The following is a 26,304-nucleotide window of genomic DNA, read 5'->3' as shown; positions in this document are numbered from 1 at the left end:
GGCGGCTCTTTTCAGCCATCGTTGCAAAAACGGCGGAACTCACAATCCCGGCATCTGGCCCGCGTCGATGGCGGCGGGGGCATCTGCTCGCCAGCCACAATCGCCCGGATGGCCTCCACCCGCCGCCGGACATCTTCCCGCCGTGCCTCAGTGATCGCTACCGGGTGCAGGGTGCGCGGCGTAATCAGGTAGACATACCCCTGCGTCACACAGGTATTGTACTGCGCTTCGACCAGCAGCGCATAGGCGGCCACCTGCACCTGGAATGATTCAGTCACCCGCGTGGAAAGCTTATAATCAACGGGAAGGTAGAGACCCTCCGGTGTGATCACCAGCTCGTCGATCTCCCCGCGCAGCCGCAATTCCGGGCAAGCCACGCGGACGTTGAACAGCCGTTCCCCGGCGGGCAGGCCGTAGGCGGCCAGTGTCCGCCGCCGGGCGCGTTCCCGCTCGCGGGCGTGGGCTTCTTCCCCGGCGTCCATCTTGTAGGTGCGGGGGCGGACATCTGGCCAGCAGTGCTCAAAAAAGGTGAAGCGCGGGCAGTGCGCGTGTTGCTTGAGGTCGGTGACAGTCAGGGTATCGGCGGGCACTTCCTCCGCCTCAAGTATCAGGGGCATCCGGCGCCTCCCCTTCATTGCGAACTTCAAACCGCCGCTCCCAGTCCGACCCACTGACCGGCACCAGCAGCAGGGCGCCGGGGGCGTCGCCGAGCAGTTTGGTTAGCTTGAGCATCAGCGTCTCCTGATGGTTGCGGGAAAGCTCGCCGATGAAGGCGCTATACTGGGTGCGGTCCAGGCCGAAGTTCAGGCATTCGTCGGCTACCTTCAAGCGGATGCGGTCGTTGGAGATATCGTAGAGCAGGACGATGGGCATCGGGCGGGCCTCCTTCAGCTTTCAGCCACAAAGGGACGGTAGGCATCGCGTTCGCCACGCAAGAAGGTAGCCAGCTGGCGGGCCTGGTTCTGGATCAGGTAGCGGATGGGCAGGCGGTCTCCGGTCTGGGCCGAGTCGCGCACGGGGGTATCCAGGTGGGCGACGATCTTGTCGGCGAAATCGCGGCGTACCTCATCGGTCAGCCGCCCGCGGTCGTCCATCGGGACAGCGTAGCGACGGGCCGCCAGACCGATCACAGGCCGATCAACAGCGATCTGGCGGAATTCCTCGATCAGATCGAGCACCAGGCTGGGCTTGCCGGGGCGATCAGCATGGATAAAACCGGCATACGGGTCCAGGCCAGCCAGGATGATTGCCCGTTCGACCTCGGCGTACAGGATGCCGTAGCCATAGTTGAGCAGGCTGTTGATGGGGTCGACCGCACCGCGCCCCACCCGGCCCGGCCAGCCATAGGATTCAGGAATCATCAGGGCCGCGCCGGCCCAGTAGAGGCGGGCAGCGTTACCCTCCAGCCCCATGATGATGTCCCGCGCCTCCTCCAATGGAGCCGGGGATAGAGCGGCGATGCGATCGGCGAAAGCAGCGGCCTGGTCAGCCCCTTCCAGCAGCGCGGTGGCCTGCTCGGGGGCGTTTTCCCGGCGTAGCCTGGCCCAGTAACGAAGCGTGGCCGCCTGATTGTTGACTTTGGCCGCGCCGATAGCGGTGGCCAGGGCAAAACCGCGCGTATCGGTGTAGGCCAGCAACTGGGCGCGGCGGGTGAGGACGGTACCTACCAGCCCGGCGGCGTACAGACTCGCGTAGACCTCCCCGTGGGCATCCATGAACACGATGGGGATGCCTCGTTCACAGCAGGCAGCGATAGCATCCGCAGAGATGCTAACGCCCATGTTAGCGATGGTCACCCCCTGCAGATGCAACAGGGGAGCCTGGGCCAGGGTCTGACCGCCCTGGGTCAGTTTCAACCGCTCGGAATACTTGCCAATGTGGGAGCCAAACTGGTCAGCACGGAGGTAGCGGACAATAGGCATGGGCAGGACTCCTTTCAACTGGTGGGGTCGTCCTCAAGCTGAAGGCCAGAGCGCGAGTCATAAGGGACGTCGATATAATGGAGCGGACGCTCTCCACGCTCCGACTCGCCGGGCCAGGCGCGCCCCTGGCGTTCCAGCATTTTGTATTGCCAGTAGGCCAGCGGGACGAACAGCATCGAAGCGGCGATCGGGTCGCTCTCGGCCAGTGTTCGATATTCTTCTTCCAGTTCCAGCGGCAGGGCATCAATGTCGTCAAAGAGGGTGGTGAAGTTGTGCACCAGCCCCTCATCGGCGGAGCGGAAGGGGATCAGGTCTTCAAGCACCGCGCGCTGGAACTCGGCGCGTTTGTCGTGGTAGCGCTGGCGCCAGGCGGCGGCGATCTCACCGCGGTAGGCGGCGTCCAGCCAGACGGCAACATGTGCTTCGTTCACTGGCTGGCCATCATGAACGCGCAGGATATCCAGGCTGGCCTGAACCAGAGCCGGATCGTAGATGGGATGGCGATCCTCGACGCCGGTTAGCTTGCTGAAGATGTGCACCGGGGCCAGCGCCGGGCGTGTCCCCCGCCGGTTAACGCGCCCAAAGCGCTGGAACAGGGCGTCAAGGGGAGCAGGGTCGCTGTACAGGACATCGAAATCCAGGTCCAGGCTGACCTCGATAACCTGGGTCGCCACGACGATCGGCAGGGGTGGGGCAGCGCGCTGGCCTGCCCCAAAAAGCGCCAGCAGCTTCTGTTCCTGGTGCCAGCGGTCGCGGGCGGTGAAGCGGCTGTGCAACAGCAGGACATCAGCCCCCAGGGCGGTCAGCTGTTTGGCGATCTCCCGCGCCCGGCGCACTGTATTGACCACCGTCAACACCGCCTGCCCGGCCCGCTGTGCAGCAACAATAGCCGGGAGTGCGTCGATCAGGTCACCGGGCTGCACCTGGAGGACATGACGCTGAAAACGGGCGTACATCGCTGCATCGGCTTCAATGCGCAGCAGGTCAGGCAGTTCTGCCTGCAGGGCGTCGGCGATCAGGGAGGGCAGCGTGGCTGTCATGATCAGAATCTGTACACCCAGCTGGCGGCGCAAGAAACCCAGCATAGCGATGATCAAGGCCAGCCGTTCCGGATCGTAGGCGTGAATCTCATCCACGATCAGGCGGCTACCGGCGGCATCAGCCAGTTCAGCCTCGTACCCTTTGAACTGGTACATGGCCCGCAGCAAGTGGTACGGGCTGAACACGCGGGCCGGATAGGCGTGCAGGCGGGCGATCGCCAGCCGCGCTTCTGCCTCCTGTGCCGCCTGGTCAGCGCTCTGCCCCTCGGCGAGCAGCGTCTGGTACAGCGATTGCAGGGCGCGGCCATGTTGCAGGCCAACATCCGCGGCATCCATCAGGCAGCTCAGGCGTTGCCGCATGGCATCCATGCTGACCCGGTAGGGGAGCAGGTAATACAGGCGCGGCGGCGAATCCGCGGCGGCCCAGCTCAGCGCCGCCTCAGTCTTGCCGGAGCCGGTCGGCGCAACCAGCAGGAGTGATTGCCCGGCAGCGGCCCGGCAGGCTAGCTGGTGGGGAAAGGGCTGCCCGCGCATGACGGCGTCCAGGCGTGCCTGCTCGATCCGCACTGGGGTGAAGGACCGCGTCTGCGCTGAGGCGGCATGGTCAGCCAGCAACATCCCACCGCGCAGCAGGATTCCCTCAAGGCAATCCGGATGCTGCGCACGACGCTGCTCAAACCCGGTGTACCACTGCTCCAGTTCGTCCAGGGCGGTGTGAATGGTCGCCGCGGTTGGCATGGCGAATGGCCGCAGCGTCATGGCCGGGTCCAGCCCGGCAGCCGTGGCGCGCAGCCAGTCATACCAGGCGCGGGCCGCTTCCGGCGTCAGTTCGGCCAGCAGGACGCTGGCCAGGTCGTCATCTGGGGCATCGACGCCCTGGCTGTACGCCTCAAGGATGCGCCCGGCGTCCCGGTGGTGGGTGGCGATGGCGGCAATGATCCAGCGCCGGTCGTCTGGCTGGAAGGGGAACCAGTCGATGAAGGCCAGCGAGAGCACCTCGTGGCGCAGGCCCCAGCGGTGTCGCCGGGGGGAGCGCAGGCTGCGCTGAAAGCCAGCGGCCAGCTTGCCGCCATCATGCAATAGCGCCGCCCAGCGCAAGCGCTCCCAAAGGCGGGGATATTCCGGTAGCGGGCGCAGCCGCTCCAACGCCCGGATGCGCTCGACTGTTCGCAGGGTGTGATCGGTCAGCGTCTCGCCTGGCCGGGCCAGAAAGCGGTCAAGCGCTGTGGAAAACTGGCCGGGCGGTGTCCCGCCCGGCGGTGTCCTGGTCATGTGCTGCGTACCTCCAGAGATCAGGAAGGTGAGACCGGGTAGGTCAGCCAGATCACGGCCCGCCTGACCCCGCGCCAGGGGTCGGTCTCCGGGTCGACCCACAGTGAGTCACCATTGCCGGCGACCATCTGCCGCTGCCTGACCATAGCGTATTGCCCCCAGCTCACCCGGCGATCGGGCGTGATATAGCGGGGCATGGTGACGGCCACCATCGCTCCCACGCTGATAGCGCTTTCCAGCGGGAGCAGGGTATGCTCGACATAGGCCTGCCGGGCGGCCTGCAGCGTCACCACGCTAACGCGCCGGTAGTGCATCAAGTCCTGCGAGCGCCCCAGCGTCACCAGATAGCGCGGACGCCGGAAGGCGTCCGCCCACTCCGGACGATCCAGGTACAGGATCAGGCGGGGCTGGAACAGTAGATGCCGCCGGAAGGGCGAGAGTTTGGTCTCCCGCCCGAAGAGGTGGGTGTGCTCGTAATCGGTAAATGACGCTGTATAGGTGAAGCACAGGGCGACCCGAAACGTCCCCGGCGGCACCTGAGCACCCAGGGCGCTACAGACATGGCCGTACAGGGTGGCCGGGGGCGGCATCTCGTAGGTCGGCTGTTCACCCTGCACGAAGTAAGGATAGCGGAAGGACGTCACCGGCCCTTCGACTTCGATGCGCAGGGCCTGCATCATCCCGGTGTTCATGCATACCACTCCGGATGGGCCTGCAGAGCCGCGATGACCGCCTCAAACGCCTGACGCGGATGGCGCGGGCGCAGGTTGAGCCGCGCCAGAACTTCGTAGGCGCCATCCATGATTCCCTGCCGCAGACCAACAAATACCTCGGAAAGGAACTCATCGCGGTAGGAATCCAGAGCTTCCTGTAATGCCGCTTCGTGCAGGGCCGGTTGCGGCGTCGGCGCAACGATATTCATGAACGGGTTGTTGCCGCCTTTGAGAACCGCCATGCACACAAACGCCGGGGAGACATCAGTATGGTGCAGCGTCTGCTTGGCGCCGCCCTCCAGGCGGGCCAGCGCCCGCAGCAGGCTGGCCACACGTCTGTGGCGCATCTCCAACGGCAGGCGGTAAGCCTGCGCCTCAGGCAGGTATTCGAGGCCGAGTTGCTCGGCGGTGGCTTTCTGTTCCTCGCTCAGGTTACGGTAGCCGCTGCGATCACGGTCGGTGAATGTGCCCACAGCGGATAGATCGATGGCAAACGTGCCCACCAGCGTGGCCCGGTAGAACTCATGCCCGTGCAGCACGGGGTTGCCCTCCAGGCGGGCCATCACCCCGAAATCATCGACGATCTCCACCGGCGCAGCAGCCACCAGCGTGCTGGTGCGGAAGGGGGCGATGCGGGTGAGGGCATTGTCTTTCTCTGCCCGCATGTAGCCAAACAGGTCGTCATCCCAGTAGGTGATCGGATCGCCTTCGGTGAAAGCCTGCTGCTTGCTGCCCTTGCCCCGATAGACCGGCGCAGCCTGCCATTCCGGATCGTAGCGCCGCAGCGTCTCGCGCAGCCAGTAGCGCAGGGACTGCGCTGAGACGTAAGGATATTCGCGCTGCTGCACGCGAATCGCCTTGACCAGCGCTTTGGTCTCCTCAGCTTCACCGTTGTTCAGGGCTGAAGCCGGAGCGTAAATAGCATACGTTGCGGTTAGAAAAGTCATGCTTCACTCTCCTCGTCAAAATCCTCAGCATCTTCCTCAAAAAGTGGTTCGTCATCCGCCACGGTGACTGCCCGCATCTCAATCAACGCCAGCGTGATCAGGTCGCGGGCCAGACGCCAGTCGTTGATCTCGCCGGGCGGGGCGGTAAACACCTGGACGAATTCATCAAATGTGATCAACGGCTGGCCCGTCTGTCGCATGTGATCATCGGCGGCGCGCAGCAACAACCGCCGCCACTTACTGAACTCGTTGGTCCGCGAAAACTGAAAGAAGAAGGCGCGCCGATCCCGGATGTATCCGGCTAGGCGCTCGGCAATACGGCGTAACAGGGCGATTCGTTCGGGTTCCATAGCCATCACCTTGGTTAAAAACAGGACCACCAGCCCCCAGTGCCGGGTGGGGAAGAGGTAGTTCCGGAGCACTGACCGTGCGTTATCCGGCAAGTTGACGATTGCCTCATAGAGCCGGTTGCGCTGCATGGCCGGGTCATCCACACCAGCGGCAGATTCCCAGGCGCCGGCCACGGCGCGGCACCAGGCTTCGGTGAGTGTGGCATCAGGGTTGTTCATCACCCGCCGTAAAAAACTCACCACCGCCGAAGAAAACGGATAGAGTCTGATCCTTGGCGCCTGCCCGGCATTAGTGAAAACATAGCCGGTCATCGAGGGCGCTTCGCCCGTCTGCCGGCTGACACGCTCGACGCTGGCCAGCCAGCCAATCAGCATCTCCACTAGCCTGGTACGCTCATAGCGATAACTAGGGATGCCTTCCGCCTCAGGCAGGCTGAGCGCCTTTTCCATGCGCCGGACTGCTTCCCGGGCCAGCTGGAAGGTGAGCCGCTCATCCGAACTGTGGGCGGCGATCAGCCCGCTGCCGGACTTGACACAGCCCAGCGGTAAGGCCTGAAACGCCAACGAGCACAGGCCGCAGATGGGGATTCCGGCCCGCCCCGCCGGAGAGAAATTGAAGACCGCCAGCCCGTTGAGCAACGGCACCTCCTGCCGGGAGGCACGGTATGCCGCCGGCCGTCCGCAGAACAGGCAACTTTCCCCCGCCAACGCCGGCGTTCCGGGACGCCAGGAGCGCAGCACGCGGTCGGCGTAGGCCCGTTGCTTCTGCGCGTCCGGGCTGGAGGTATAACCCGCATTATGGAAGACCATCCCGCGGGCCAGGTTTCGCATCGGCCCCGGGCGGGTGTAGAGCGCCTCTAGTTGGTCGGCAGCGCGTTCGAGATCGTCGGGGGCCAGCTCTTCTGGGCGGTCGCGCCGGGCCAGCGCGGTGAGCGCCGCAATCCCGACGTCGACCAGCGCGTGGCCTGTGTAGGTAAGCATGGCACCGTCTTCCCTCCTATCACACTCATGCCGCCAGTCTAGGCAAGGATTCATCCGCTGTCATGAGTATTGATACTTAACTTTCCGCGGGAAGCGTAACCACCAACAAACGATTCATCGACCGCTGGTAGCGCTACGGTCAGCGGACGGCAAGACGTGCGGGCGCTTCCCGGCCTCCACCCGCCGCTGTGCTTCAGCAACCCCAGCGCCTCCAGCTTGAGCTCCCGCGGGTATATCCGAGATATCGTCTGTCTATGACTCCCTCCCGATGGCTTCAGCCTACAAAATTGCTTGTATCCAAAAAATCGGGGGAAGGTTACAGCCCGACACGGAATCAAAAGAGGCGCGCCATCGGGCGCGCCTCCTGTGCGAACCACCCTACCCTGCTTCCGCAGTCAGGCGGCTTGCCTCTGGTCTCTTGCCTCTGGCCTCCCAGCCTCCTGCCTCTTTACATCCGTTGCCGCAGCGCCGCACGAAGATCGACATCCGCGATCGAATCGACGTCGATCAGCGCCGCCGCGCCGGGAAACTCCAGCACCGGCTTGATCACCAAATCGGGCAGCAGCGCGATGATCTCGGCAAAGGGCCGGTGGGTTGCCGCTGACACGCTGGCCAGAATCCGCCGCGATTCCTGCTGCGATTCGCGGCGGTGCGGTGGGTAGCCGCCGCCGGGCTCGACGCTGAACAGCTGGTCGAAGATGAAGCGCAGGTTGACATCCGCCGCCCAGCCATAGCCCTGATTCAGCGCCAGTGAGATGCAGTTGCCGCCGTTGATCTGGGCGAACAACCACGCATCCAGCGAGTTCAGGATATGTCCACAGACCACGCCGGGGTACTGCATCACAGCGTTCAGAAAACCCTGTCCCGTCCCGCACCCGCCGACGACGAAGTCCACCCGGCCCAGGTTGAGGAGCATAGCGGCGTACAGTCCGGTGTGGATGTAGGTCAGTTCCGGTTTGGCCCCGTTCCTGACCATCCCGGCGTTGATGATGGTGTGCCCGCGGCCTTCCAGTGCGGCCAGAATGTCGGCGTTCCTGTCGGCGGCGCTGGTTTCATTGATCACGGCGATTCGCATGGTGACGCTCCTTCAACGACTGCCAGGACGATGATAAGCGGGATCAGCGGCGCCGGGCCTTGCGCTCCATGGCCCGCCGCGCTGCATTCACGATATCCTGCACCGCAAGCCCCCAGGCATCCATCAATGATTCAGTGTCCAGCCCGGTACCAGCAAAGGTATCCTGCAACCCGACATATTCCAGCACCGCCGGGCAACAGCGGCCAAGCGCCTCGGCCACTGCCCCGCCCAGCCCGCCGATGACGCTGTGATCCTCCGCCGTCACCAAGGCGCCAGTTTCCTCGGCGGCCTGGCAGATCAGGTCAACATCCAGCGGCTTGAGGGTGTGGATGTTCAGCAAGCGGACGCTCACCCCCTCCGCCACCAGTTGATCCGCCGCCCGGACGCACCGCCCCATCATACTGCCCGACCCGATGATGGTCACATCGTTGCCGGACCGCAGCATGATCCCTTTGCCGATGTGCACCTGATGATCCGGGCCGAACACGTCGGGCACTGCTGCCCGGCTGATCCGCATATATACCGGGCCTTCATGCTCGGCGATAGCCCGCACCATCCGCGCCGCTTCGATGTTATCCGCTGGTGCGATGACCACAACATTGGGCATGGCGCGCATCAGGGCGACATCGTTGATGGCGAAATGCGTTGGCCCGTCTTTGTAGTCAGATAGCCCGGCGTAACCGCCGATCAGCTTGACGTTGGCGTTGGCATAGGCCACACAGGTGCGGATCTGCTCGCAGGCGCGCAGGGTCAAAAGGGCAGCGAAGGTGTTCACGAAGGGAATCCTGCCGCTCAGCGCCAGCCCCACCCCCACATTGACCATCGACGCTTCCGTAACCCCCAGGTTGAAAAAGCGGGATGGATGGCGATCGGCGAAGTATTTGGTCAGCGTGGAGGACGATACATCGGCGTCGAGGACGACGACATCCGGATTCACATCCCCGTATTCAGCAAGAGCCATGCCGTAAGCCTGGCGTTGTGGTACTTCAGCCATCATACTCCCCCCAGTAACTCAGCGCGGGCCTGGGCGTACTGCTCGCTGTTGGGGACCGCGCCATGCCACAGCGCCGTGTTTTCCATAAAGGAAACCCCTTTGCCCTTGGTGGTATGTGCCAGGATCACCGTCGGCATACTGTGGATTTCCAGGGCTTCATCCAGTGCATCCAGAACCTGTCGGAGGTTATGCCCGTTGATCTCCAGCACAGCGAAACCGAAGGCTTTCCATTTATCGATCAGCGGCTCCAGCGGCATGATGTCATGAGCTGCGCCGTCCAGCTGCACATCGTTGTAGTCCATGATCACCGTGACCTCATGGCAGCGATACTTGGCCGCCGCCAGTGCCCCTTCCCAGGCGACCCCGGACTGCATACAGCCATCGCTCATCAGGACATAGATGTGGTAACGCGGTCCACCCAGACGCTGCGCCAGGGCCATCCCCACCGCAACCGACAACCCATGCCCCAGAAAGCCGGAAGACATCTCCACGCCAGGCGTCTTGACGCGATCCGGGTGCCCCTGCAGGTGACCGTCCAGGTGCCCCCATTTTGCCAGGTCTTCCACCGGGAAGTAACCGCGCCGGGCCAGCGCCGCGTAGAGCGCCGCGGCGGCATGACCTTTGCTCAGGATGAAGCGGTCGCGCTCCGGCCAGCGGGGATTTGTCGGGTCAATCTTGAGATGGTGAAAGTACAGCGCCGCCAGGATTTCCGCCGCTGAGAACGATCCGCCGGGGTGGCCCGCCTGGCGTCGGTAGACCATATCCAGCGTATCCAGGCGGATCTGGCGCGCCCGCTCCTGCAACTCGCTGATCAGACTGTCGGTATGCGCATGCATGCCAGCTACCTCTTTCCCATTGGGCCTGCTAGCCGCCCGTTACACGCGCTCTTCGCGCCGGGCCTGCACATAGGCTTCATAGCGATCCCGGTAGTATTCCGGAATAGGCACATCCCACCAGCCAGGCGCCAGCCCACCGGAAGTCCCGAAGCGGGTATCGACCATCACTTCCACGACAGCCGGCCGGTTGGCGGCCAGCGCTTCACGCAGTGCCGGCGCGACTTCATCCGGGCGGCTGATCCGCACCGCATAGGCTCCGAAAGCCGCTGCAGCGTTGGCGATATGCGGCGTGATCGGCTGGCCATCCTGCTCGAACATCGTGGCATAGTCCGCATCATCAGCGAAGGCGATCTTCTGCAGGTCGCGGATAGCCTGCCAGCCCACGTTATTCAGCACCACCGCCACAACCGGGATGTTGTACTGCACGGCGGTAGCCACCTCCTGAAAGGTCATCAGGAAGTCGCCGTCGCCCACCATGGCCACGACCGGCTTTTCTGGCGCGGCCAGCTTGGCGCCCAGCGCCGCCGGGTACGACCAGCCCATGGTGCTGAAACCGCCCGCCGAGATGTATGTGCGCGGCTGGCTGAAGGGCATCTCCTGGAACACCTGCGCCTGGATGTTACCGGAAGAGGTCAGTACGATGCCCTCCTGGGGCAAGACCCTGCGCACCTCGGTTATCACCCGCCCCATCGTCACCGGAGTCGTATCTGCTTCACGCAGGTCGCGGTTGCTGGCGAACCAGGCCTGAACCTGCTTGGCGATTTCGCGCGTGTAAGGAGAGTCCTGCCAGGGGCGGGGCAGCGCAACCTCCCTGACCGCCGCCACCAATCCGGCCAGCACAGCCTTAGCGTCCCCCACAATGCCGTACTCCACCGGGTAATTCTTGCCGATCTCGAACGGATCGATATCGACATGAATCAGCCGGGTGGGCGGGATGCTGAACGATTGGCCGGGCCGGTAGGAGCAGGTCGCCTTGTCAGCAAAACGCACCCCGACCGCCAGGATGACATCCGCGTTGACCGTCATATGGTTGCCACAGGTGGTGGCATTGGTGCCCATATGCCAGGCGTACAGGGGATGTTGCTCCGGGAAGGCGCTCTTGCCCTGCATAGTCGTTACTACACAGGCCCCGACATGTTCCGCCAGGGCCAGGAGTTCGGCCTCCGCCCCAGCGAGGATCACCCCGCCGCCCGCCACAATGACGGGCCGCCTGGCCTGTAGCAACAATTCTGCCGCCTGCCGGATCACCGCCGGGTCGCCCGCTGGACGGTCATGAGGCCGCCGGGCCGCTGGATTCAGCGCATCGACTTCGACCGTATCGGCCTGCACATCCATCGGCAACGTGATCAGGGTTGGGCCGGGCCGCCCGGTGCACATGGCGTTAAAGGCCTGGGCCACCGCCCGCGGCAACTGGACCGCGCTGTCGATGTGCCAGCTCCGCTTGACGGCCGGCTCCAGCATACGTGGCAGATCAGACCAGCGCTGGCGTTCGATCTCCTGCAGTACGCCAACGCCGCGCATATAGGTATGCGTTTCCCCGATCAGCAACAGCAAGGGGATGGAATCAACATAGGCGGTTGCCAGACCAATGGCGGTATTGGAAGCGCCTGCGCCGATAGAGGTAAAAACTGCCAGCGGCTGCCCCTTGACCCGGTAGTAGCCATCCGCCATATGGACAGCCGCCTGCTCATGGCGGGGCATGATCACCCGGATTCGATCCCGTCGCTGCCGGAACGCATCGAGCAGCGGAAGGTTGCCGTGGCCGCCGATACCGATCGCATAGGGGACGCCCTCCCGGATCAGCATCTCGGCGACGATTTCTGCGCCTGTCAGTCTCATAGTTCCACCCGCCTTCCGGGCTTACTTCAACGACACAGCACGGCCAGTCCGTGCAGACTCTTGAGCGGCCAGCGCAAAGCGCAGGATTTCCCGCCCCTGTTCAGCGGTCAGGCTGGGCGGCTCACCCTTGAAATAGGCATCGATGAAGTGGCGCGTCGAATTGATGAAGCTGTGTTCCCAGCCTACGGGCATATCAGAGAAAGCGCGCGTCTGCCGGTCGCGATAGAGGATCACCGGCGGGATGTCCAGCATCTTGCCATGGCCGCGGGTGATCCAGATCACGCCTTTAGTGCCGGTGATTTCGATCCGGTCGTCCTGCGCGTAGTGGTTGGTATCCATAACCAGCTCCGGCGAACGAACCGCCTCAAACAGGCCAAAACGGTTGTTGGAGAACTTCCAGGTCACTGCCGCCGGGGAATCGAGAACCAGGCCGGGGGCGAACTCGGTCTCACCAATCCAGGCGTGGACTTCTTCGGCAATTTCGCCCATAAAGTACCAGCCCAGCGAGAACTTATGGTGGCCGTCATCAAAAACGAGCGGGCCGCCGCCACACGTCTCCCGGTTGAAGCGCCAGGCCCACGCCGTCCCGGGGATTTCCCACTCGTTGGGACTGATCCCGGAATTGCTCTTGATGCGAATGGTCAGCGGATCGCCGATTTCGCCAGCATCGATCAGCGCCTTGGCCCGCTGAATGGGCGGATAGAAGATGAAGTTCTCAAACACCTTGAAGATCACCCCGGCCCGTTTGGCCGCGGCGATCATCTCGTCCGCCTGCGCCACGGTGAGCGCCATCGGCTTCTGCAGGGAGATGTGCTTGCCGGCGGCGGCGATGTCCAGCGTAGACTGGTAATGGAGGTGATGGGGCAACAGATTCTCAACAAGATCGACATCCGGCAGCGCCAGCAGGTCCCGGTAATCGGTAAAAATGCGATCTTCAGGGACACCCCAGGCCTGCCCGCGCTGGCGGGCTACTTCCCCGTTGACGTCGCAAACCGCGACGATGCGCGCCCGGTCATCCCCCAGGTAGCCCAGCGCGTGCAGGTCGGAGATGCGCCCAGTACCGATGAAGCCTACTCGCAGTTGATCCATAATGCCTCCATGTTGCTTATTATGCAACCCTGTTGCGTAAACCAGCAACGAATAACCGGCCTTCCAGCCCTGCCTAGGCCGGTACCTAGGGCCGGAAGCTCAACCGATCGGTCAATTCCTGGCCGATTTGCTTGGTGATCGCCGCCAGCTCAGGGAGGCGTTCCAGGCTGATCCGGCCCGCCGGGCCGGAAATCCCGATCGCGCCGACAGCCTTCCCCCGGTAGTCGAACACCGGCACCGCTACACAGCGGACGCCGTATTCGTACTCCTCGTCATCGATAGCATAGCCCTGGCGGCGGGTCTGCTCCAGATGCATGCGCAAGGTTTCTGGAGATGTGATCGTCCGTGGCGTGTAGGCCTTCAGCTCATCCGGCATGCGGGCATTGGGGTCAAAGGCCAGCAACACCTTGCCCAGGGCCGTGCAATGCAGGGGGGCCACAGTGCCTACGCCGGTAGTAGCCCGCAGGGTAGCGGGCGATTCGACCTGATCAATATACAGAGCACCCCCCTGGGAAAGGATGGCCAGGTGGGCGCCCTCGCCGGTCCGCTCCACCAGGCGGCGCAGGTACGGCTTGGCCTCATCGCGGAGCGGCATGCGCGTCAACATATAGCGGCTGAGGGTGACGATGCGCGGGCCGAGCCGGTAACGGCGCGTATCGGGGTCCTGTTCGGCAAAGCCGTAGCTGGCCAGCGTCTGCACCAACCGCGAGGCGCTGCTCTTGTCGATGTCAAGCTGGGCAGCTAATTCCGTGATCCCGGCGCCATTTTCAGCCAAAGCCAGACGCTCCAACAGCTTCAGCCCGCGTGCGAGTGATTTGATCTCGGACAAGATCGTTCCTTTTACTGGTAAGCGGCTTCCGGTCTAGTCGTTGTGCATTATACAACAGCCGAACCGGACTGTCAACGAAAATCCATAGTTGTTGACAATACAGAAACTCAGTTGTACAATAAACAACGACTGACACCGGAGATTCCCGGTTTATGTCTCTTTATCAGCACGGCTGCGCTTGCCGAGATACAGTCAGGGTAGCGAGCCATGAACGACCTGATGCACACCACCGGTCAAGCTCACCCGCCGGATACCACCACCGGCAGCGCAGCTTCACCGTGCCTGTTACGCATGAGCCAGGTTTCCAAGCGCTTTCCGGGCGTGCTCGCGCTGGACAGCGTGGACTTCGAAGTCCAGACTGGCGAGATTCATGCCCTCATTGGCGAAAATGGGGCGGGCAAATCCACCCTGATCAAAATCCTCTCCGGCGCTTACCAGGCTGACAGCGGCGACCTCATCTTTGACGGCCAGCGTATTCAGCAGCCCACCCCGGCGCGTATGCAACACATCGGGGTGAGCGTGATTTACCAGGAACTGAACCTGGTGCCGTACCTCAGCGTGGCACGCAACATCTTTCTGGGTCACGAGCCGCAAATTGTGCAGGGAGTCATCGACTTCCGCACCATGCATCAACGCAGCCGGGAATTGCTTAACCTGCTGGGGATTGACCTCCCACCCACCCGACTTGTTGCCGATCTCGGCATCGCAGCACGCCAGCTGGTGGAAGTCGCCAAGGCGCTCTCCCGGCGTGTGCGGTTGCTCATCATGGATGAACCTACCGCCCCCCTCAGCGAACAGGAGACGGCCAATCTATTTGAGGTCGTCCGGCGGCTTCGCCAGCAGGGAGTAACCGTCATCTACATCTCTCACCGGCTTGAGGAAGTATTCAGGCTGGCCGATCGGGTCACCGTCCTGCGCGATGGGCGGGTGATCGGAACGCGGCCCGTAGCAGCCGTGACCCGCGACGACCTGGTGCGGATGATGGTTGGCCGGGAAATCACCGAACAATACCCCAAGAACCCGGTCCAGCCGGGTGAGGTGGTCTTGCGTGTCAGCGGTCTGCCGGGCCGAACCGCCCACGACGCCGAACTGGTCGTCCGTGCCGGGGAGATCGTCGCGCTGGCCGGGCTGATGGGTTCCGGGCGGACGGAACTGGCCCGCCAGATATTTGGCGCTGATCCCATGCCTTATGGCCGGATCGAAATCCGTGGCCGCCTGGTACGCATCCATTCTACCTGGCAGGCGATTGAGGCCGGGATCGGCATGGTTCCTGAGGATCGTAAGACTCAGGGGCTGATCCTGGAGCGTTCGGTAGCCGATAACATCAGCCTCCCCGTGCTGTCCAGATATGCCCGTGCGATGGTCGTAAGGCGGGCTGACATCCGGAACATGGTCAGAGCGCTGGTCAAAGCGATCGACATCCGGATTCAGCATATCGCTCAGGTAGTCCGCACCCTGAGCGGAGGAAACCAGCAAAAGGTCATCCTGGCCAAGTGGCTGGCCAGCCACTGTGATGTGCTCATCCTGGATGAACCAACACGCGGCGTTGACGTGGGCGCCCGTGCTGAAATCTACCGCGTCATCGGCCAGCTTGTAGAACAGGGAAAAGCCATCCTGCTGATCTCATCTGATCTACCCGAACTCCTTGGCCTTTGTGATCGAGTCGTGGTCGTCTACGGAGGTCGTCTTGTCGCCCAATTCGAACGGCATGCTGCCACTGCGGAGACCATCATTCGTTATGCTTCCGGCGCGTTTGCGGACTGAGACTCGCGATTGGCGCCGAATCGGCGGGAGTGTAGCACCCATTGTGGTGCTGATCCTGATCTGCCTGCTGCTGTCCCTGCTCACTCCCCGCTTTTTGACCTCCGAGAACCTGATCAATGTGGTGCGCCAGTCTTCGCTTAACGCCATTGTTGCCGCCGGGATGACGCTGGTCATCCTGACCGGCGGCATTGATCTTTCCGTGGGATCGCTGCTGGCGGTCAGCAGCGTGTTCAGCGCCGGGACACTGGCGGCCGGGAGCAGTCCACTGGCAGCCGTCCTGGTTGGCATTGCCATCGGGCTTGCCTTCGGTGTGGCCAACGGCCTGATCATCACCGTTGGCGATGTTGCGCCATTTATCGTCACGCTGGGCACATTGACCATCGCGCGCGGCATCGCCCTGGTCTACACGAACGGCGCGCCCATTATGGCCATGGATAACGACTTTCGCTTCCTTGGTCGGGGGGTCATCGGTCCTCTACCGATCCCCATCGTCATTCTGATCGTGGTGTATGTAGCCGTCTATTTTGTGCTTAACCGTACGACATTCGGCAGCTATGTCTACGCTATCGGCGGCAACCAGGAAGCCGCGCGCCTGTCGGGTGTGCGGGTGCGCCTGATCAAAGCCGCCACGTATGCCATCAGCGGTCTGCTGGCCGGTCTCACCGGGGTGATCCTGACCGGCAGACTCGGCTCAGCCCAGCCCAACCTCGGCTCAGGGGACGAACTGGACGCCATCGCCGCGGTCGTTCTGGGAGGCACCAGCTTGGCTGGTGGCCGGGGTGGCATCGTCGGGACGCTGATCGGCGCGCTGATCATCGGCATCCTCTCCAACGGCCTCAACCTGCTGAATGTCAATGCCTACTACCAGCCCGTAGCGAAGGGTGTCGTCATCCTGATCGCTATCCTGGTAGATCGTCGGGTTCGTGCGAGCAGCGCCGCATGAACGCCTCAGTCTGAGCACTCCACTTTAGTCTTATGCCACCCCGCCCAGGGAGTGCGACTAAAAAACCGATTCTTACAGCCGAAGGGGGAACCTATGTTTCACTCACGACATTTAGGGTTGATCATTGTCATTGTGCTCCTGCTGACCGCTCTGGCCGGTCCCGCTGCCACCGCAGCGCAGGAATCAGTTCTACTGGGGCTGTCGGTTTCCACCCAGAGCAACCCCTTCTACCGGAATCTGGCCGAGGGTGTCGTCGCTGAAGCGCAGGCGCTTGGCGCACAGGTCACCGTTCTCAGCGCGGACGACCAGCTCGAAAAGCAGATTTCAGATGTTGAGGACCTGATCGCCGCGGGCGTCGACGCTCTGCTCATCAACGCCACCCAGGATGGCGCGGTCGGCGTCGTCGAACAGGCCGCCCAGGCGGGCATCCCCGTGATCACCATGCAGCGTGGTGTGCCCTCCTCGCTGGTCACCAGCCACATCGGCACTGACAACGTCCTGATCGGCAAACTGGCTGCTGAATGGCTGGTCAACCGCCTCGGCGGAACAGGCCGCATTGTTGTGCTGGAGGGCATCCCCGGCGCTGCCAGTTCGGAGAATCGTAAGACCGGCTCAACCCCTGTCTTCGAAGCCGCTGAGGGCATTGAGATCGTCGCCCAGCAGACCGCCGAATATGACCGGGCTACCGCCCTCACTGTGATGGAAAACATCCTCCAGGCCACGCCGGACATCGATGCCGTCTTCTGCTACAACGACGAAATGGCCATGGGCGCCCTGGCCGCCCTGGAAGCCGCTGGCCGCGACGATGTGATCGTCACCGGCATCGATGCTCTCCCGGATGCGCTGGAAGCGGTCCGTGCGGGCAAGCTGGCAATGACCATCCGCATCCCGGTCTACGATATGGGCCGCTGGGCAACCCGCTTTGGGGTCTGGGCAGTCACCCATGACATTGCCGTACCGGTGCAGAACACCATCCCGGTGCAGTTCATTACGCAGGAAACGCTGGCTCAGTAGCGAAACTGGGCTGTCGTTAAAGACCGTTGTATGGAGTTCTTTTCAGGAGGAGTCCCAAACATGAAACGCCTTTCTGTCCTGTTGGTCGCAGTGCTCCTGATCGCCAGTGTCTTCCCGGCGCTGGCCCAGGAGGGCGAGAGTTTCGTCACGGTGATGCATTACTTCACCGGTACGCTGGGCCGCGAGTCGCTCAACCAGATCTTCCAGGAGTTCCAGCACGAGACCGGCATCACGATCTTCGATAACCCGATCGGTCACGAGGACTTCAAGACAACCATCCTGGTGATGGCGGCTGGAGGTGACCTGCCTGACCTGTTCTCCTACTGGGCGGGCGCGCGCGTGCAGTTCGTGGTGGACAGCGGCGCGCTGGCCCCGATCGATGAGCTGTGGAACGCCAATAACCTGGATGAGGTCGTCCCGGCCTCCATTGCCCAGGGCGCCACGCTCTACAACGGAGCGCGTTACCTGATCCCCTTCGGCTATCACTATGCCGGGTTCTTCTACAATCCGGCGGTGATGGAAGCAGCGGGCATCACCGAATTCCCGGCTACCTGGGATGAGTTCAAGGCCATGTGCGATACCCTGCTGGCCTCCGGCGTTACCCCTATCGCGCTCGGTTCGATGAACCGTTGGCCAGCTCAGTTCTGGTTTGACTACCTGCTCCTGCGCACCGCTGGGCCGGAATACCGCGCTGCCCTGATGGCCGGCGAAGCCTCCTACACCGATCCGCAGGTTGTGCGTGTCATGGAGTTGTGGAAGGAACTGGTCGACAAGGGCTACTTCGTTCCCGACGCCAATGCCTATGACTGGACGGATGCCGCCGATCAGGTGGCCAACGGCGAAGCGGCCATGACCCTGATGGGCACCTGGATCACCGGTTACTGGAATGGGCAGGGGCTGGAACCGGTCACCAACTATGACTTCTTCCCCTTCCCGACCATCGATGAGGGTGTGCCCAACGCGGTGGTTGGCCCGGTGGATGGCTTTGTGATGTCCGCCAACGCCGCCCACCCGATCAGCGCCCAGAAGCTGCTGCTCTACCTGCTGACCAACACCGACGCGCAGGCCATCTGGGCTGTAGGCCAGGGCGCCCTGTCGCCGAACGTCAACGTTGATCCCTCGATCTACAATGATGTGATGAGCCGCGCTGCCGATACCGTGGCCGCCGCGGATACCTTTGCCTTCAACTACGACCTGGCGACCACCCCACCAATGGCGGAAGGCGGGCTGGACCTGTTCGCCAAGTTCATGAACGATCCGGCTGGCTACCAGACCTACCTGGAGGAAACCCAGGCGGTCGCCGTCCAGGTCTTCGGCGGCAGCTAACGCCCCGCATCTTCGTTTACAATGAGGGCAGGGAATGTTCCCCCTGCCCTCATTGTCCAGCTTTACGCGCTGGTGCCGCAGGGGAAACCCGCCCCGGCGGTACCAGACCAGCGGTACAAAAGGAGTGTCCCCGGTGGCTCGATCACAATGGCTGTGGCGGATTGGCTTCCTGGCGCTGCCACTCATCCTGTACATGGTGATCGTCATCGCTCCGCTCGCCTACTCCTTCTTTTTCAGCCTGACCGACTGGAACGGCTTCAACCCGGAGTACAACTTTGTCGGGCTGGGTAACTTCGAACGCATCTTCAGCGACCCGCTCTTTGGCAACGCCATCAAAAACACAGTGATCTGGATTGCGGTCGCGTTGACCGTGCCGGTGCTGGGTGGCCTAGGACTGGCCCTGATCCTGCATGAGGGGATGCGCGGCGCTAACCTGTACAAGTCGCTGTTCTACCTGCCCATCTGCCTATCGCTGGCCGTGATCGGTCAGATCTGGATCTGGATTTACCAACCACGCTGGGGACTGCTCAACCTGACCCTGAATGGGATCGGCCTGGAAGACCTCTCCCGCGCCTGGTTAGCTGACCCCGGCACAGCCCTGTCTTCGGTGATTCTGGCCTGGGTCTGGCAGCAGCTCGGCCTGGGAATGGTCATCTTCCTGGCCGGGCTGACCGCCGTGCCAACCGAATTGACCGACGCCGCCCAGATCGATGGCGCTAACTACTGGCAGACCCTGCGCCACGTGGTGGTACCGCTGCTGCAGCCTTCCACGGTGGTAGTTGTGGCTCTGGCGGTGATCAACTCCCTCAAGAGCTTTGACATTGTGTACATCATGACCGGCGGCGGGCCGTTTCATTCCTCCGACACGCTGGCCATGTTCATGTACCACGAGTCGTTCAAGAAGTACTACATGGGTTACGGCAGTGCGATTTCGGTCGTGCTTTTCATGATTGCGGTGACCGTCATCGCCTTCTATTTCCGTCAGATTCGGGCGCTGGAGCACCTGTATGACTGACCTGTCGCTCTATCGCTACTCGCAGGAGGAATGGGATCGGCTGGCGGCGCGGGAGATGACCCGGCGGCGTGTGCTTCAGGCTGTGCTCTACCTGCTGCTGACTGTCCTGGTGATTCTCTATTCGATGCCCAGCATTGGCGTGCTGATCACCTCTTTCAAATCGGACGCCGAGATCTCGCGGGGCGGGCTATGGTCAGTACCAGCGCAACTCAACTTTGCCAACTACCAGGAAGCCTGGGTCAACGGCAACGTGCGCACCTACGCACTCAACTCCTTCCTGGTGACCATCCCGGCGACTGTGCTCTCCATCGCCCTCGGTGTGCTGCTGGGATATGTCTTCAGCCAGCTTCCCTTCCGCGGCAGCGAGGCGCTGTTCATCCTGATCGTCGCCGGGATGTTCTTCCCGCCCCAGATTGTCCTGGTGCCCCTGTTCCGGTTGTTCAACACCGTTGGCCTGTACAACACCCTGTGGCCGATGATCATCGTCCACGTGGCCTTCGGGCTGCCGATCTGCACCCTGATCACGCGCAACTTCTTCGCCACTGTGCCTTCTGCGCTGCGGGAAGCGGCGATCATCGATGGCGCTAACGAGGGCCAGATTCTGGTCAGGGTCATGTTGCCGATCAGCCTGCCTGCGCTGGCAGTGCTGGCCACCCTGCAATTCACCTGGATCTGGAACGACTTTCTGTGGCCGCTGATCTTCACCCAGTCGGATAGCAGCCGGACGATCATGGTGGGTCTGATCTCGCTCAAAGGGCAATACTCGGTGGCCTGGGGCGTCCAGGGGGCGATGTCCGTCATTGCCAGCATCCCTACCCTGTTCATCTTCATCTTCTTCCAGCGCTACTTCATCAGCGGCCTGACCCTCGGCGCGGTCAAAGGGTAAAGCGGCTACCCTGCACCAGTCCGGTGATCAGCCAAGCAGGCCGATCATGGCGGCTCCAGGCGGGCCGCGTTTCTGCTTTAGCTGCGCCATCGATTCCTTCCAACCTACTTGACAAGTGCACAGATTCAGTTATACGATGAATCCAGGCGAACGTTCGCCTGTGTGGCAAGTGGGGGGAAAGTCCGATGTCCAGCAAAGCTACCCTCAAAGACGTCGCCCGGCGCGCGGGGGTCAGCTACCAGACAGTCTCCAAAGTCCTCCGCAACCAGATGCGGGTCTCACCCGAAGTGCGTGAACGCATCTATGCAGCTGTTGAAGAGCTGGGCTATCGCCCCAACGTCATCGCCCGTAATCTTCGGGCCAAGTCTAGCCATCTGATCGGCTACTCCTGGCAACCAGATCGCCAGGGCTATTTCAACCCGATCCTGGAAGAATTCGAGCAGAGCATCGTCTGTGCAGCCGAAGAATACGGCTACCACATTTTGCTCTTTCCTCAGGGCGAAGGGGCCGAGCAGGAAGAAACTTACCGCGATCTGGTTATCACCGGCCGCGTCGATGGGTTCATTCTCTCCGGCATCGAATACAACGATCCCCGCATCCCTATCCTGCAGAAGCTTCAGGTGCCGCTCGTGGCTTTTGGCCGTACCCAGAGCGAACCTCCCAGTGCCTACGTCGATGTTGATGGCGGTATTGGCGTCCAACAGGCTGTCGAGCATCTGCTCGCCCAGGGCCACAGGCGCATCGCCGCCCTGGCCTGGCCAGAGTATTCCCGCGTCGGGAATGAGCGTCTGGCCGGGTACTTCCAGGCCATGGCAACCGCCGGCCTACCGGTTGACCCGGCGTGGATCGTGCGCGGTGAGAGCGATTACAACTTTGGCTACATGGCGATGCAGCAATTCCTGGCCCTGCCCCCCGCCCAGCGCCCTACCGCTGTCGTCACCATGCTGGACCTGATCGCCATCGGGGCCATGCGTGCCATCGAAGAACGCGGCATGACGGTTGGCCGGGATATCGCCGTGATCGGGTTTGATGACACGCCAGTGGCCCGTTACCTGAAGCCTGCCCTGACATCGATCAGCCAGCCGGCCTGGGAGGTCGGCCAGCATGTTGTGCGGCTGCTGGTCAGCCAGCTGAGCGGCGAAACGACCGGCTGCCAGCAACTTCTATTGCCCTCAAAACTCGTGATCCGGGAATCCAGCCTGGGCTACCAGCCCGCCGAGCAGGAAAGAGCGCATGTCTGAAGCGATCAAAGCCGTCATCTTTGACCTTGATGGCGTCATCACCGATACCGCCGAATACCACTTTCAGGCCTGGAAGCGTCTTGCTGAAGAGGAGGGTCTACCCTTCACCCGCCAGGACAATGAGGCGCTGCGCGGCGTCCCACGCCGGGAATCGTTGCTGCGCCTGCTGAAAGGCAAGCCCGTTACTGAGGAACAGATGCAGGCCATGATGGCCCGCAAGAACGCTTACTACCAGGACCTGCTGACCCGGATCACGCCAGATGATCTGCTGCCGGGCGTGCCGCAACTGCTGGATCAACTGGACGCCGCCGGTATCCCTTACGCCATCGCCTCCGCCAGCCGCAACGCCCGCACCGTGATTGAGCGGCTGGGTATTCTGGAGCGCCTGAGCGCCCTGGCTGACGGCAACAGCGTGACCCGCCAGAAGCCGCATCCTGACCTGTTCCGTTGCGCAGCGGCCATGCTCGACCGCCATCCCTCGCAGTGTCTGGTCGTCGAGGACGCTGCGGCGGGGGTCGAGGCGGCGCTGGTAGCCGGGATGCCCTGCCTGGCGCTCGGCCCTGAGGAACGTTTCGCCGAGTTGCAGCGCCGGTTCGGGCTGATCGCCCGGCGCGATGACCTGCGGGATGTTCGCCTTGCCGAACTGGAGGCCGCCGCCCGCCCGGACAGCACATGGGCCGTCGTCCAGGCGAGCTTTGAGCCGGAACGCCAGCACCACATGGAAACTGTCTTCACCAACGGCAACGGCTACTTTTGCAGTCGCGGCAGCTTCGAGGAGGGCTATCCGGGCGACCACCCGCTCACGCTGGCCCATGGCATCTTTGACGATATGCCGATCTCCTTCACTGAACTGGCCAGCCTGCCAAACTGGCTTGATCTCACGCTGATCGTCGATGGCGAACCGTTCCGCCTGGATCAGGGGCAGCTGCTGCACTTCCGGCGCCTGCTCGATCTGCGCAGGGGGATGCTGCGACGCGAGGTGCGCTGGCAGTCGCCGGGCGGTGTCGTGCTTGACCTGACTTTCGAGCGTTTTGCCAGTTACGCCCATGAGCACGTCGGCGCGTTGCGCGTGCTGGTCACTGCCGTCAACCGACCCTGCCAGATCGGAGTCCAGGCAGGCATCAACGGCCATGTCGCCAATGGCGACCTCTTGCACTGGCGGCATCTTGACCAGGGCCAGACAGCCGATGGCGCGGTCTGGATGCACAGTTGTACCCGGCACAGCGGTCTTCATCTGGGAACTGCAGCACTAATCACGGCGTCCGGAAATGGGACGCCGGAACCGCGCCAGTGCCCCGGCCACCCCGGCGTCGTCCTCGAAAGCCCGCTGGATAGGCATCAGACCCTGCAGATCGATAAGTTGGTGAGCTACACCGCCAGCTGCGATCCGGTTGAACAGGCTGCCGATGTGGTTGGCCGCGCTCTGGCGGCGCTGCAGGGCCTGGACTACGACATGCTGCGGGCGACACAGGTTGCCGCCTGGGACGCGCTGTGGACAGATTGCGATGTGATTATCGAAGGTGATGACCAGGCGCAACTGGCGATCCGCTTCTACCTGTACCAGTTACTCATCGCCGCCCCTCAGCATAATGACCGGGTCAGCATCGGCGCCAAGACGCTCAGCGGGTTGGGTTACCGGGGCCATGTCTTCTGGGATACTGAGATCTTTATCCTGCCATTTTTCATCCACACACGGCCCGCGCTGGCACGCAATATGCTGATGTACCGCTACCATACCCTGCCCGGCGCCCGGCGGAAGGCCGCCGCTAATGGATTCAGCGGGGCGCAATACGCCTGGGAGAGCGCGGCCACCGGCGACGAAGTCACCCCAACCTGGGTCCCCAGTTTTGACGGCAAGGAGCTGGTGCGCATCTGGACGGGCGATATTGAAATCCACATCACTGCTGATGTTGCTTACGCGATTCTGCAGTACTGGTCGGCCACCGGCGATGACGCCTTCATGCGCGACTATGGCGCGGAGATTGTGCTGGATACGGCGCGCTTCTGGGGCGACCGTGCCGAACCGGAGGAGGAAAATGGCCGCCGGCGCTATGCGCTCCGTAATGTCATCGGCCCCGACGAATACCACGACCACGTGGACAACAACGTCTACACCAACCGGATGGCCCAGTGGCATCTGCAAACGGCGCTGAAAGTACTGGCCTGGCTGGAGGCCCACTACCCTGACCGGGCGCGGGTACTGCGCGAGCAACTTGACCTGACCGAAACGCGTCTGGCGCACTGGCGGGACGTGATCGACCACATCATCATCAACTACGATCCTGAGACGGGCTTGATGGTACAGTTTGACGGTTTCTTCGAACGGCAATACATCGACCCGCAGGTGATCGCCAGCACCGATCGGTCAATGCAGGTGGTGCTGGGTATCGAAGGAGCTAATGCCAGCCAGGTGCTCAAGCAGGCCGACGTGATCATGCTGCTGTGCCTGTTCCGGGATGACTACGATCACAAGACCTGGCGTAAGAACTGGGACACCTACATGCCCATCACCGATCACCAGTACGGTTCCTCGCTGGGGCCGAGCTTCCATGCCTGGGCAGCCTGTGAGATAGGCGAACCGGAGGAAGCCTACAAGCATTTCATGCTGGCCGCTCAGGCGGATCTGTACGACGTCCGTGGCAACGCGGGTGATGGCATTCACGCCGCCTCTGCGGGCGGCCTCTGGCAGGCTGCTGTCTTCGGGTTTGCTGGCCTGCGATTCGGGCCGGCTGGCCCGTCGCTGAGGCCCCGCTTCCCCGGCCACTGGCGACGCATGGCCTTCCGCTACTACTACCGTGGAGAACGCCACTCTGTGGATATCTGTCGTGAAGGAGGCGCCTATAAGGTCATTTCGCAGTAAGTACAACCGTAATCCCAATACGCCGGCCATAGAGATTTCTCAAAGGAGATGTATAACATGGCCACTCAGAAGAAACTGCTGATCGCCCTGACCATCGTCCTCACGTTCATGAGCTTGATGGCAAACGGCGCGATTTTCCAGCTGCCCGTGGCGGACGCTCAGGGATCAGGCACGATCCGCGTGACCACCTGGGACAGCGGCAACGCGCTGGAACCGTTCACCAATGCCATCGCCGCGTTTGAGGCGGAGTATCCGGACATCAATGTTGAGCTGGAGCCGATTCCGCAGGAATATGGCACCAAGCTGTTGGCTCAGATCGCGGCGGGCACGGCCCCTGACATCTTCCAGGTCGGTGACGGCGATGTGGCCCGCTTCGCCCGCGAAGGCATGATGGAGCCGCTCGATTCCTGGATCGAGAACGATCCGGACTTCAGCATGGATGTGTTCTTCCCCGGCGTAGCCTCCTTTGGCCAGGTGGGCGGCGTGACCTACCTGCTGACCAAGGACTACAGCCCGCTGGTGCTCTACTACAACAAGGACCACTTCGATGCGGCAGGGCTGGAATACCCCAATCCGGACTGGACATGGGATGACCTGCTGAACGCGGCCAAGGCCCTCACCACGGCAGACCGCTGGGGCCTGATGATCCCGGCGCACTGGGGTGACTGGCTGTGGACGCGCGGTATCCTGCCGCTGCTGGCTCAGAACGGCACCCACCTGCTGAGCGAAGACGGCCTGACCGTTGAAGGCATCCTGAACAGTGAAGCTACTGTCGAAGCGATTCAGTGGTATGTGGACCTGTTCAAGGTGCACAAAGTTGCGCCCACCCGCCAGGATGTGGAATCCTTCGCTGGCGCTGACCTCTTTGCCAATGGCGTCGTCTCAATGGTGTGGACGGGCCGCTGGCCGCTGAAGGACTGGCGCGTCATTGACGGCTTCAACTTCGGCACGATGGGCCTGCCCGCCGGTCCTGCCGGCGAGGGCAACACCCTCTGCTGGGCTGGTTTCGCCATCAACGCCGCCAGCCAGAACAAGGAAGCCGCCTGGACCTTCCTGAAGTACATCGCCGCTGGCGATGGCGCCAAGGAGTTCGCCAACTACGCCTTCACGGCTGTCCAGCCGATCGCTGAAGCACAGGGCCTGACCGAAGACGAGTATGATGGCCCGATCATCGCCTACCTGGAGAACGTTGCCCCCATCCCCGAAGCGCTGTCGCCTTACGCCGGGGAGTGCGTGGTGACTCCTTTCCAGCAGCACCTTGAGAAGATCTTCCTCGAGGATATGCCAGTTCAGGAAGCCCTGGACGCCGCAGCCGCTGAAGCGCAAGCTTGCCTCGACGGCTACAACCAGTAACCTGACTAACCCATG

22 protein-coding genes are annotated in these 26,304 nt (G+C 62.6%); 9 read left to right on the top strand and 13 right to left on the bottom strand.

Annotated features, from left to right (window positions below):
- Positions 1-11: 11 nt before the first annotated feature.
- The 13 genes from cas4 to HPY64_08325 all read right to left on the bottom strand — a co-directional run bounded on the left by cas4 (position 12) and on the right by HPY64_08325 (position 13,887).
- Positions 12-617 (bottom strand): CRISPR-associated protein Cas4, encoded by a 606-nt coding sequence (gene cas4 / locus HPY64_08385; GenBank protein ID NPV67148.1) that lies wholly within the window; start codon positions 615-617, stop codon positions 12-14.
- On the bottom strand, positions 601-873 hold the full coding sequence (cas2, locus tag HPY64_08380; GenBank protein NPV67147.1) for a CRISPR-associated endonuclease Cas2: 273 nt from the start codon (positions 871-873) through the stop codon (positions 601-603). Before cas2 ends, cas4 begins: the two co-directional genes overlap by 17 nt.
- A 14-nt stretch (positions 874-887) precedes the next feature.
- Positions 888-1,922: a CRISPR-associated endonuclease Cas1 gene (gene cas1, locus HPY64_08375; protein ID NPV67146.1), complete on the bottom strand. Its 1,035-nt coding sequence runs from the start codon at positions 1,920-1,922 to the stop codon at positions 888-890.
- A 14-nt stretch (positions 1,923-1,936) separates the two neighbouring features.
- Positions 1,937-4,234 (bottom strand): CRISPR-associated helicase Cas3', encoded by a 2,298-nt coding sequence (gene cas3 / locus HPY64_08370; GenBank protein ID NPV67145.1) that lies wholly within the window; start codon positions 4,232-4,234, stop codon positions 1,937-1,939.
- A gap of 20 nt (positions 4,235-4,254) precedes the next feature.
- Positions 4,255-4,926: a CRISPR-associated protein Cas5 gene (gene cas5, locus HPY64_08365; protein ID NPV67144.1), complete on the bottom strand. Its 672-nt coding sequence runs from the start codon at positions 4,924-4,926 to the stop codon at positions 4,255-4,257.
- Positions 4,923-5,894, bottom strand: a complete 972-nt coding sequence (gene cas7i, locus HPY64_08360; protein ID NPV67143.1) for a type I-B CRISPR-associated protein Cas7/Cst2/DevR — start codon at positions 5,892-5,894, stop codon at positions 4,923-4,925. Before cas7i ends, cas5 begins: the two co-directional genes overlap by 4 nt.
- Positions 5,891-7,225: a type I-B CRISPR-associated protein Cas8b1/Cst1 gene (gene cas8a1 / locus HPY64_08355; GenBank protein ID NPV67142.1), complete on the bottom strand. Its 1,335-nt coding sequence runs from the start codon at positions 7,223-7,225 to the stop codon at positions 5,891-5,893. The genes cas7i and cas8a1 overlap by 4 nt, the downstream gene beginning before the upstream one ends.
- 448 nt (positions 7,226-7,673) lie before the next feature.
- Entirely contained in the window at positions 7,674-8,300 is a 627-nt protein-coding gene (locus HPY64_08350) for a ribose-5-phosphate isomerase (protein ID NPV67141.1), read from the bottom strand.
- A 43-nt stretch (positions 8,301-8,343) separates the two neighbouring features.
- The gene (locus HPY64_08345; protein NPV67140.1) at positions 8,344-9,294 is read right to left on the bottom strand and encodes a transketolase family protein; all 951 of its coding nucleotides are present in this window, start codon (positions 9,292-9,294) and stop codon (positions 8,344-8,346) included.
- Positions 9,294-10,130, bottom strand: a complete 837-nt coding sequence (locus tag HPY64_08340; GenBank protein ID NPV67139.1) for a transketolase — start codon at positions 10,128-10,130, stop codon at positions 9,294-9,296. The genes HPY64_08345 and HPY64_08340 overlap by 1 nt, the downstream gene beginning before the upstream one ends.
- Before the next feature lie 39 nt (positions 10,131-10,169).
- Positions 10,170-11,969: a thiamine pyrophosphate-binding protein gene (locus HPY64_08335; GenBank protein NPV67138.1), complete on the bottom strand. Its 1,800-nt coding sequence runs from the start codon at positions 11,967-11,969 to the stop codon at positions 10,170-10,172.
- Between the two features lie 21 nt (positions 11,970-11,990).
- Positions 11,991-13,061, bottom strand: a complete 1,071-nt coding sequence (locus HPY64_08330) for a Gfo/Idh/MocA family oxidoreductase (GenBank protein ID NPV67137.1) — start codon at positions 13,059-13,061, stop codon at positions 11,991-11,993.
- Between the two features lie 82 nt (positions 13,062-13,143).
- Complete coding sequence (locus tag HPY64_08325; protein NPV67136.1) at positions 13,144-13,887, bottom strand: IclR family transcriptional regulator; 744 nt, start codon at positions 13,885-13,887, stop codon at positions 13,144-13,146.
- A gap of 219 nt (positions 13,888-14,106) precedes the next feature.
- Between HPY64_08325 and HPY64_08320 the strand changes: the two genes are divergently transcribed.
- From HPY64_08320 to HPY64_08280, 9 genes are all read left to right on the top strand, one after another.
- Entirely contained in the window at positions 14,107-15,651 is a 1,545-nt protein-coding gene (locus HPY64_08320; GenBank protein ID NPV67135.1) for a sugar ABC transporter ATP-binding protein, read from the top strand.
- A complete protein-coding gene (rbsC, locus tag HPY64_08315) occupies positions 15,626-16,594 on the top strand; it encodes a ribose ABC transporter permease (GenBank protein NPV67134.1) in 969 nt (322 codons plus the stop codon). Before HPY64_08320 ends, rbsC begins: the two co-directional genes overlap by 26 nt.
- A gap of 93 nt (positions 16,595-16,687) precedes the next feature.
- Positions 16,688-17,608, top strand: coding sequence for a substrate-binding domain-containing protein (locus HPY64_08310; protein ID NPV67133.1), 921 nt, complete (start codon positions 16,688-16,690; stop codon positions 17,606-17,608).
- 60 nt (positions 17,609-17,668) lie between these two features.
- Entirely contained in the window at positions 17,669-18,934 is a 1,266-nt protein-coding gene (locus HPY64_08305; protein NPV67132.1) for an extracellular solute-binding protein, read from the top strand.
- A gap of 34 nt (positions 18,935-18,968) precedes the next feature.
- Entirely contained in the window at positions 18,969-19,949 is a 981-nt protein-coding gene (locus HPY64_08300) for a sugar ABC transporter permease (GenBank protein NPV67131.1), read from the top strand.
- A 55-nt stretch (positions 19,950-20,004) separates the two neighbouring features.
- Entirely contained in the window at positions 20,005-20,835 is an 831-nt protein-coding gene (locus HPY64_08295) for a carbohydrate ABC transporter permease (protein ID NPV67130.1), read from the top strand.
- Between the two features lie 185 nt (positions 20,836-21,020).
- Positions 21,021-22,076 carry a LacI family DNA-binding transcriptional regulator gene (locus HPY64_08290; GenBank protein NPV67129.1) on the top strand — a complete coding sequence of 352 codons (1,056 nt, stop codon included), beginning with the start codon at positions 21,021-21,023 and terminating at the stop codon, positions 22,074-22,076.
- 538 nt (positions 22,077-22,614) lie between these two features.
- Entirely contained in the window at positions 22,615-24,936 is a 2,322-nt protein-coding gene (locus HPY64_08285; GenBank protein NPV67128.1) for a glycoside hydrolase family 65 protein, read from the top strand.
- Between the two features lie 57 nt (positions 24,937-24,993).
- Positions 24,994-26,289, top strand: a complete 1,296-nt coding sequence (locus HPY64_08280; GenBank protein NPV67127.1) for a sugar ABC transporter substrate-binding protein — start codon at positions 24,994-24,996, stop codon at positions 26,287-26,289.
- Positions 26,290-26,304: the final 15 nt, after the last annotated feature.

This window comes from Anaerolineae bacterium, assembly GCA_013178165.1.
Lineage (GTDB): Bacteria > Chloroflexota > Anaerolineae > Aggregatilineales > Ch27 > Ch27.
Note: the sequence above shows the minus strand (reverse complement) of the source record. Positions and strands in the feature narration are given on the sequence as shown.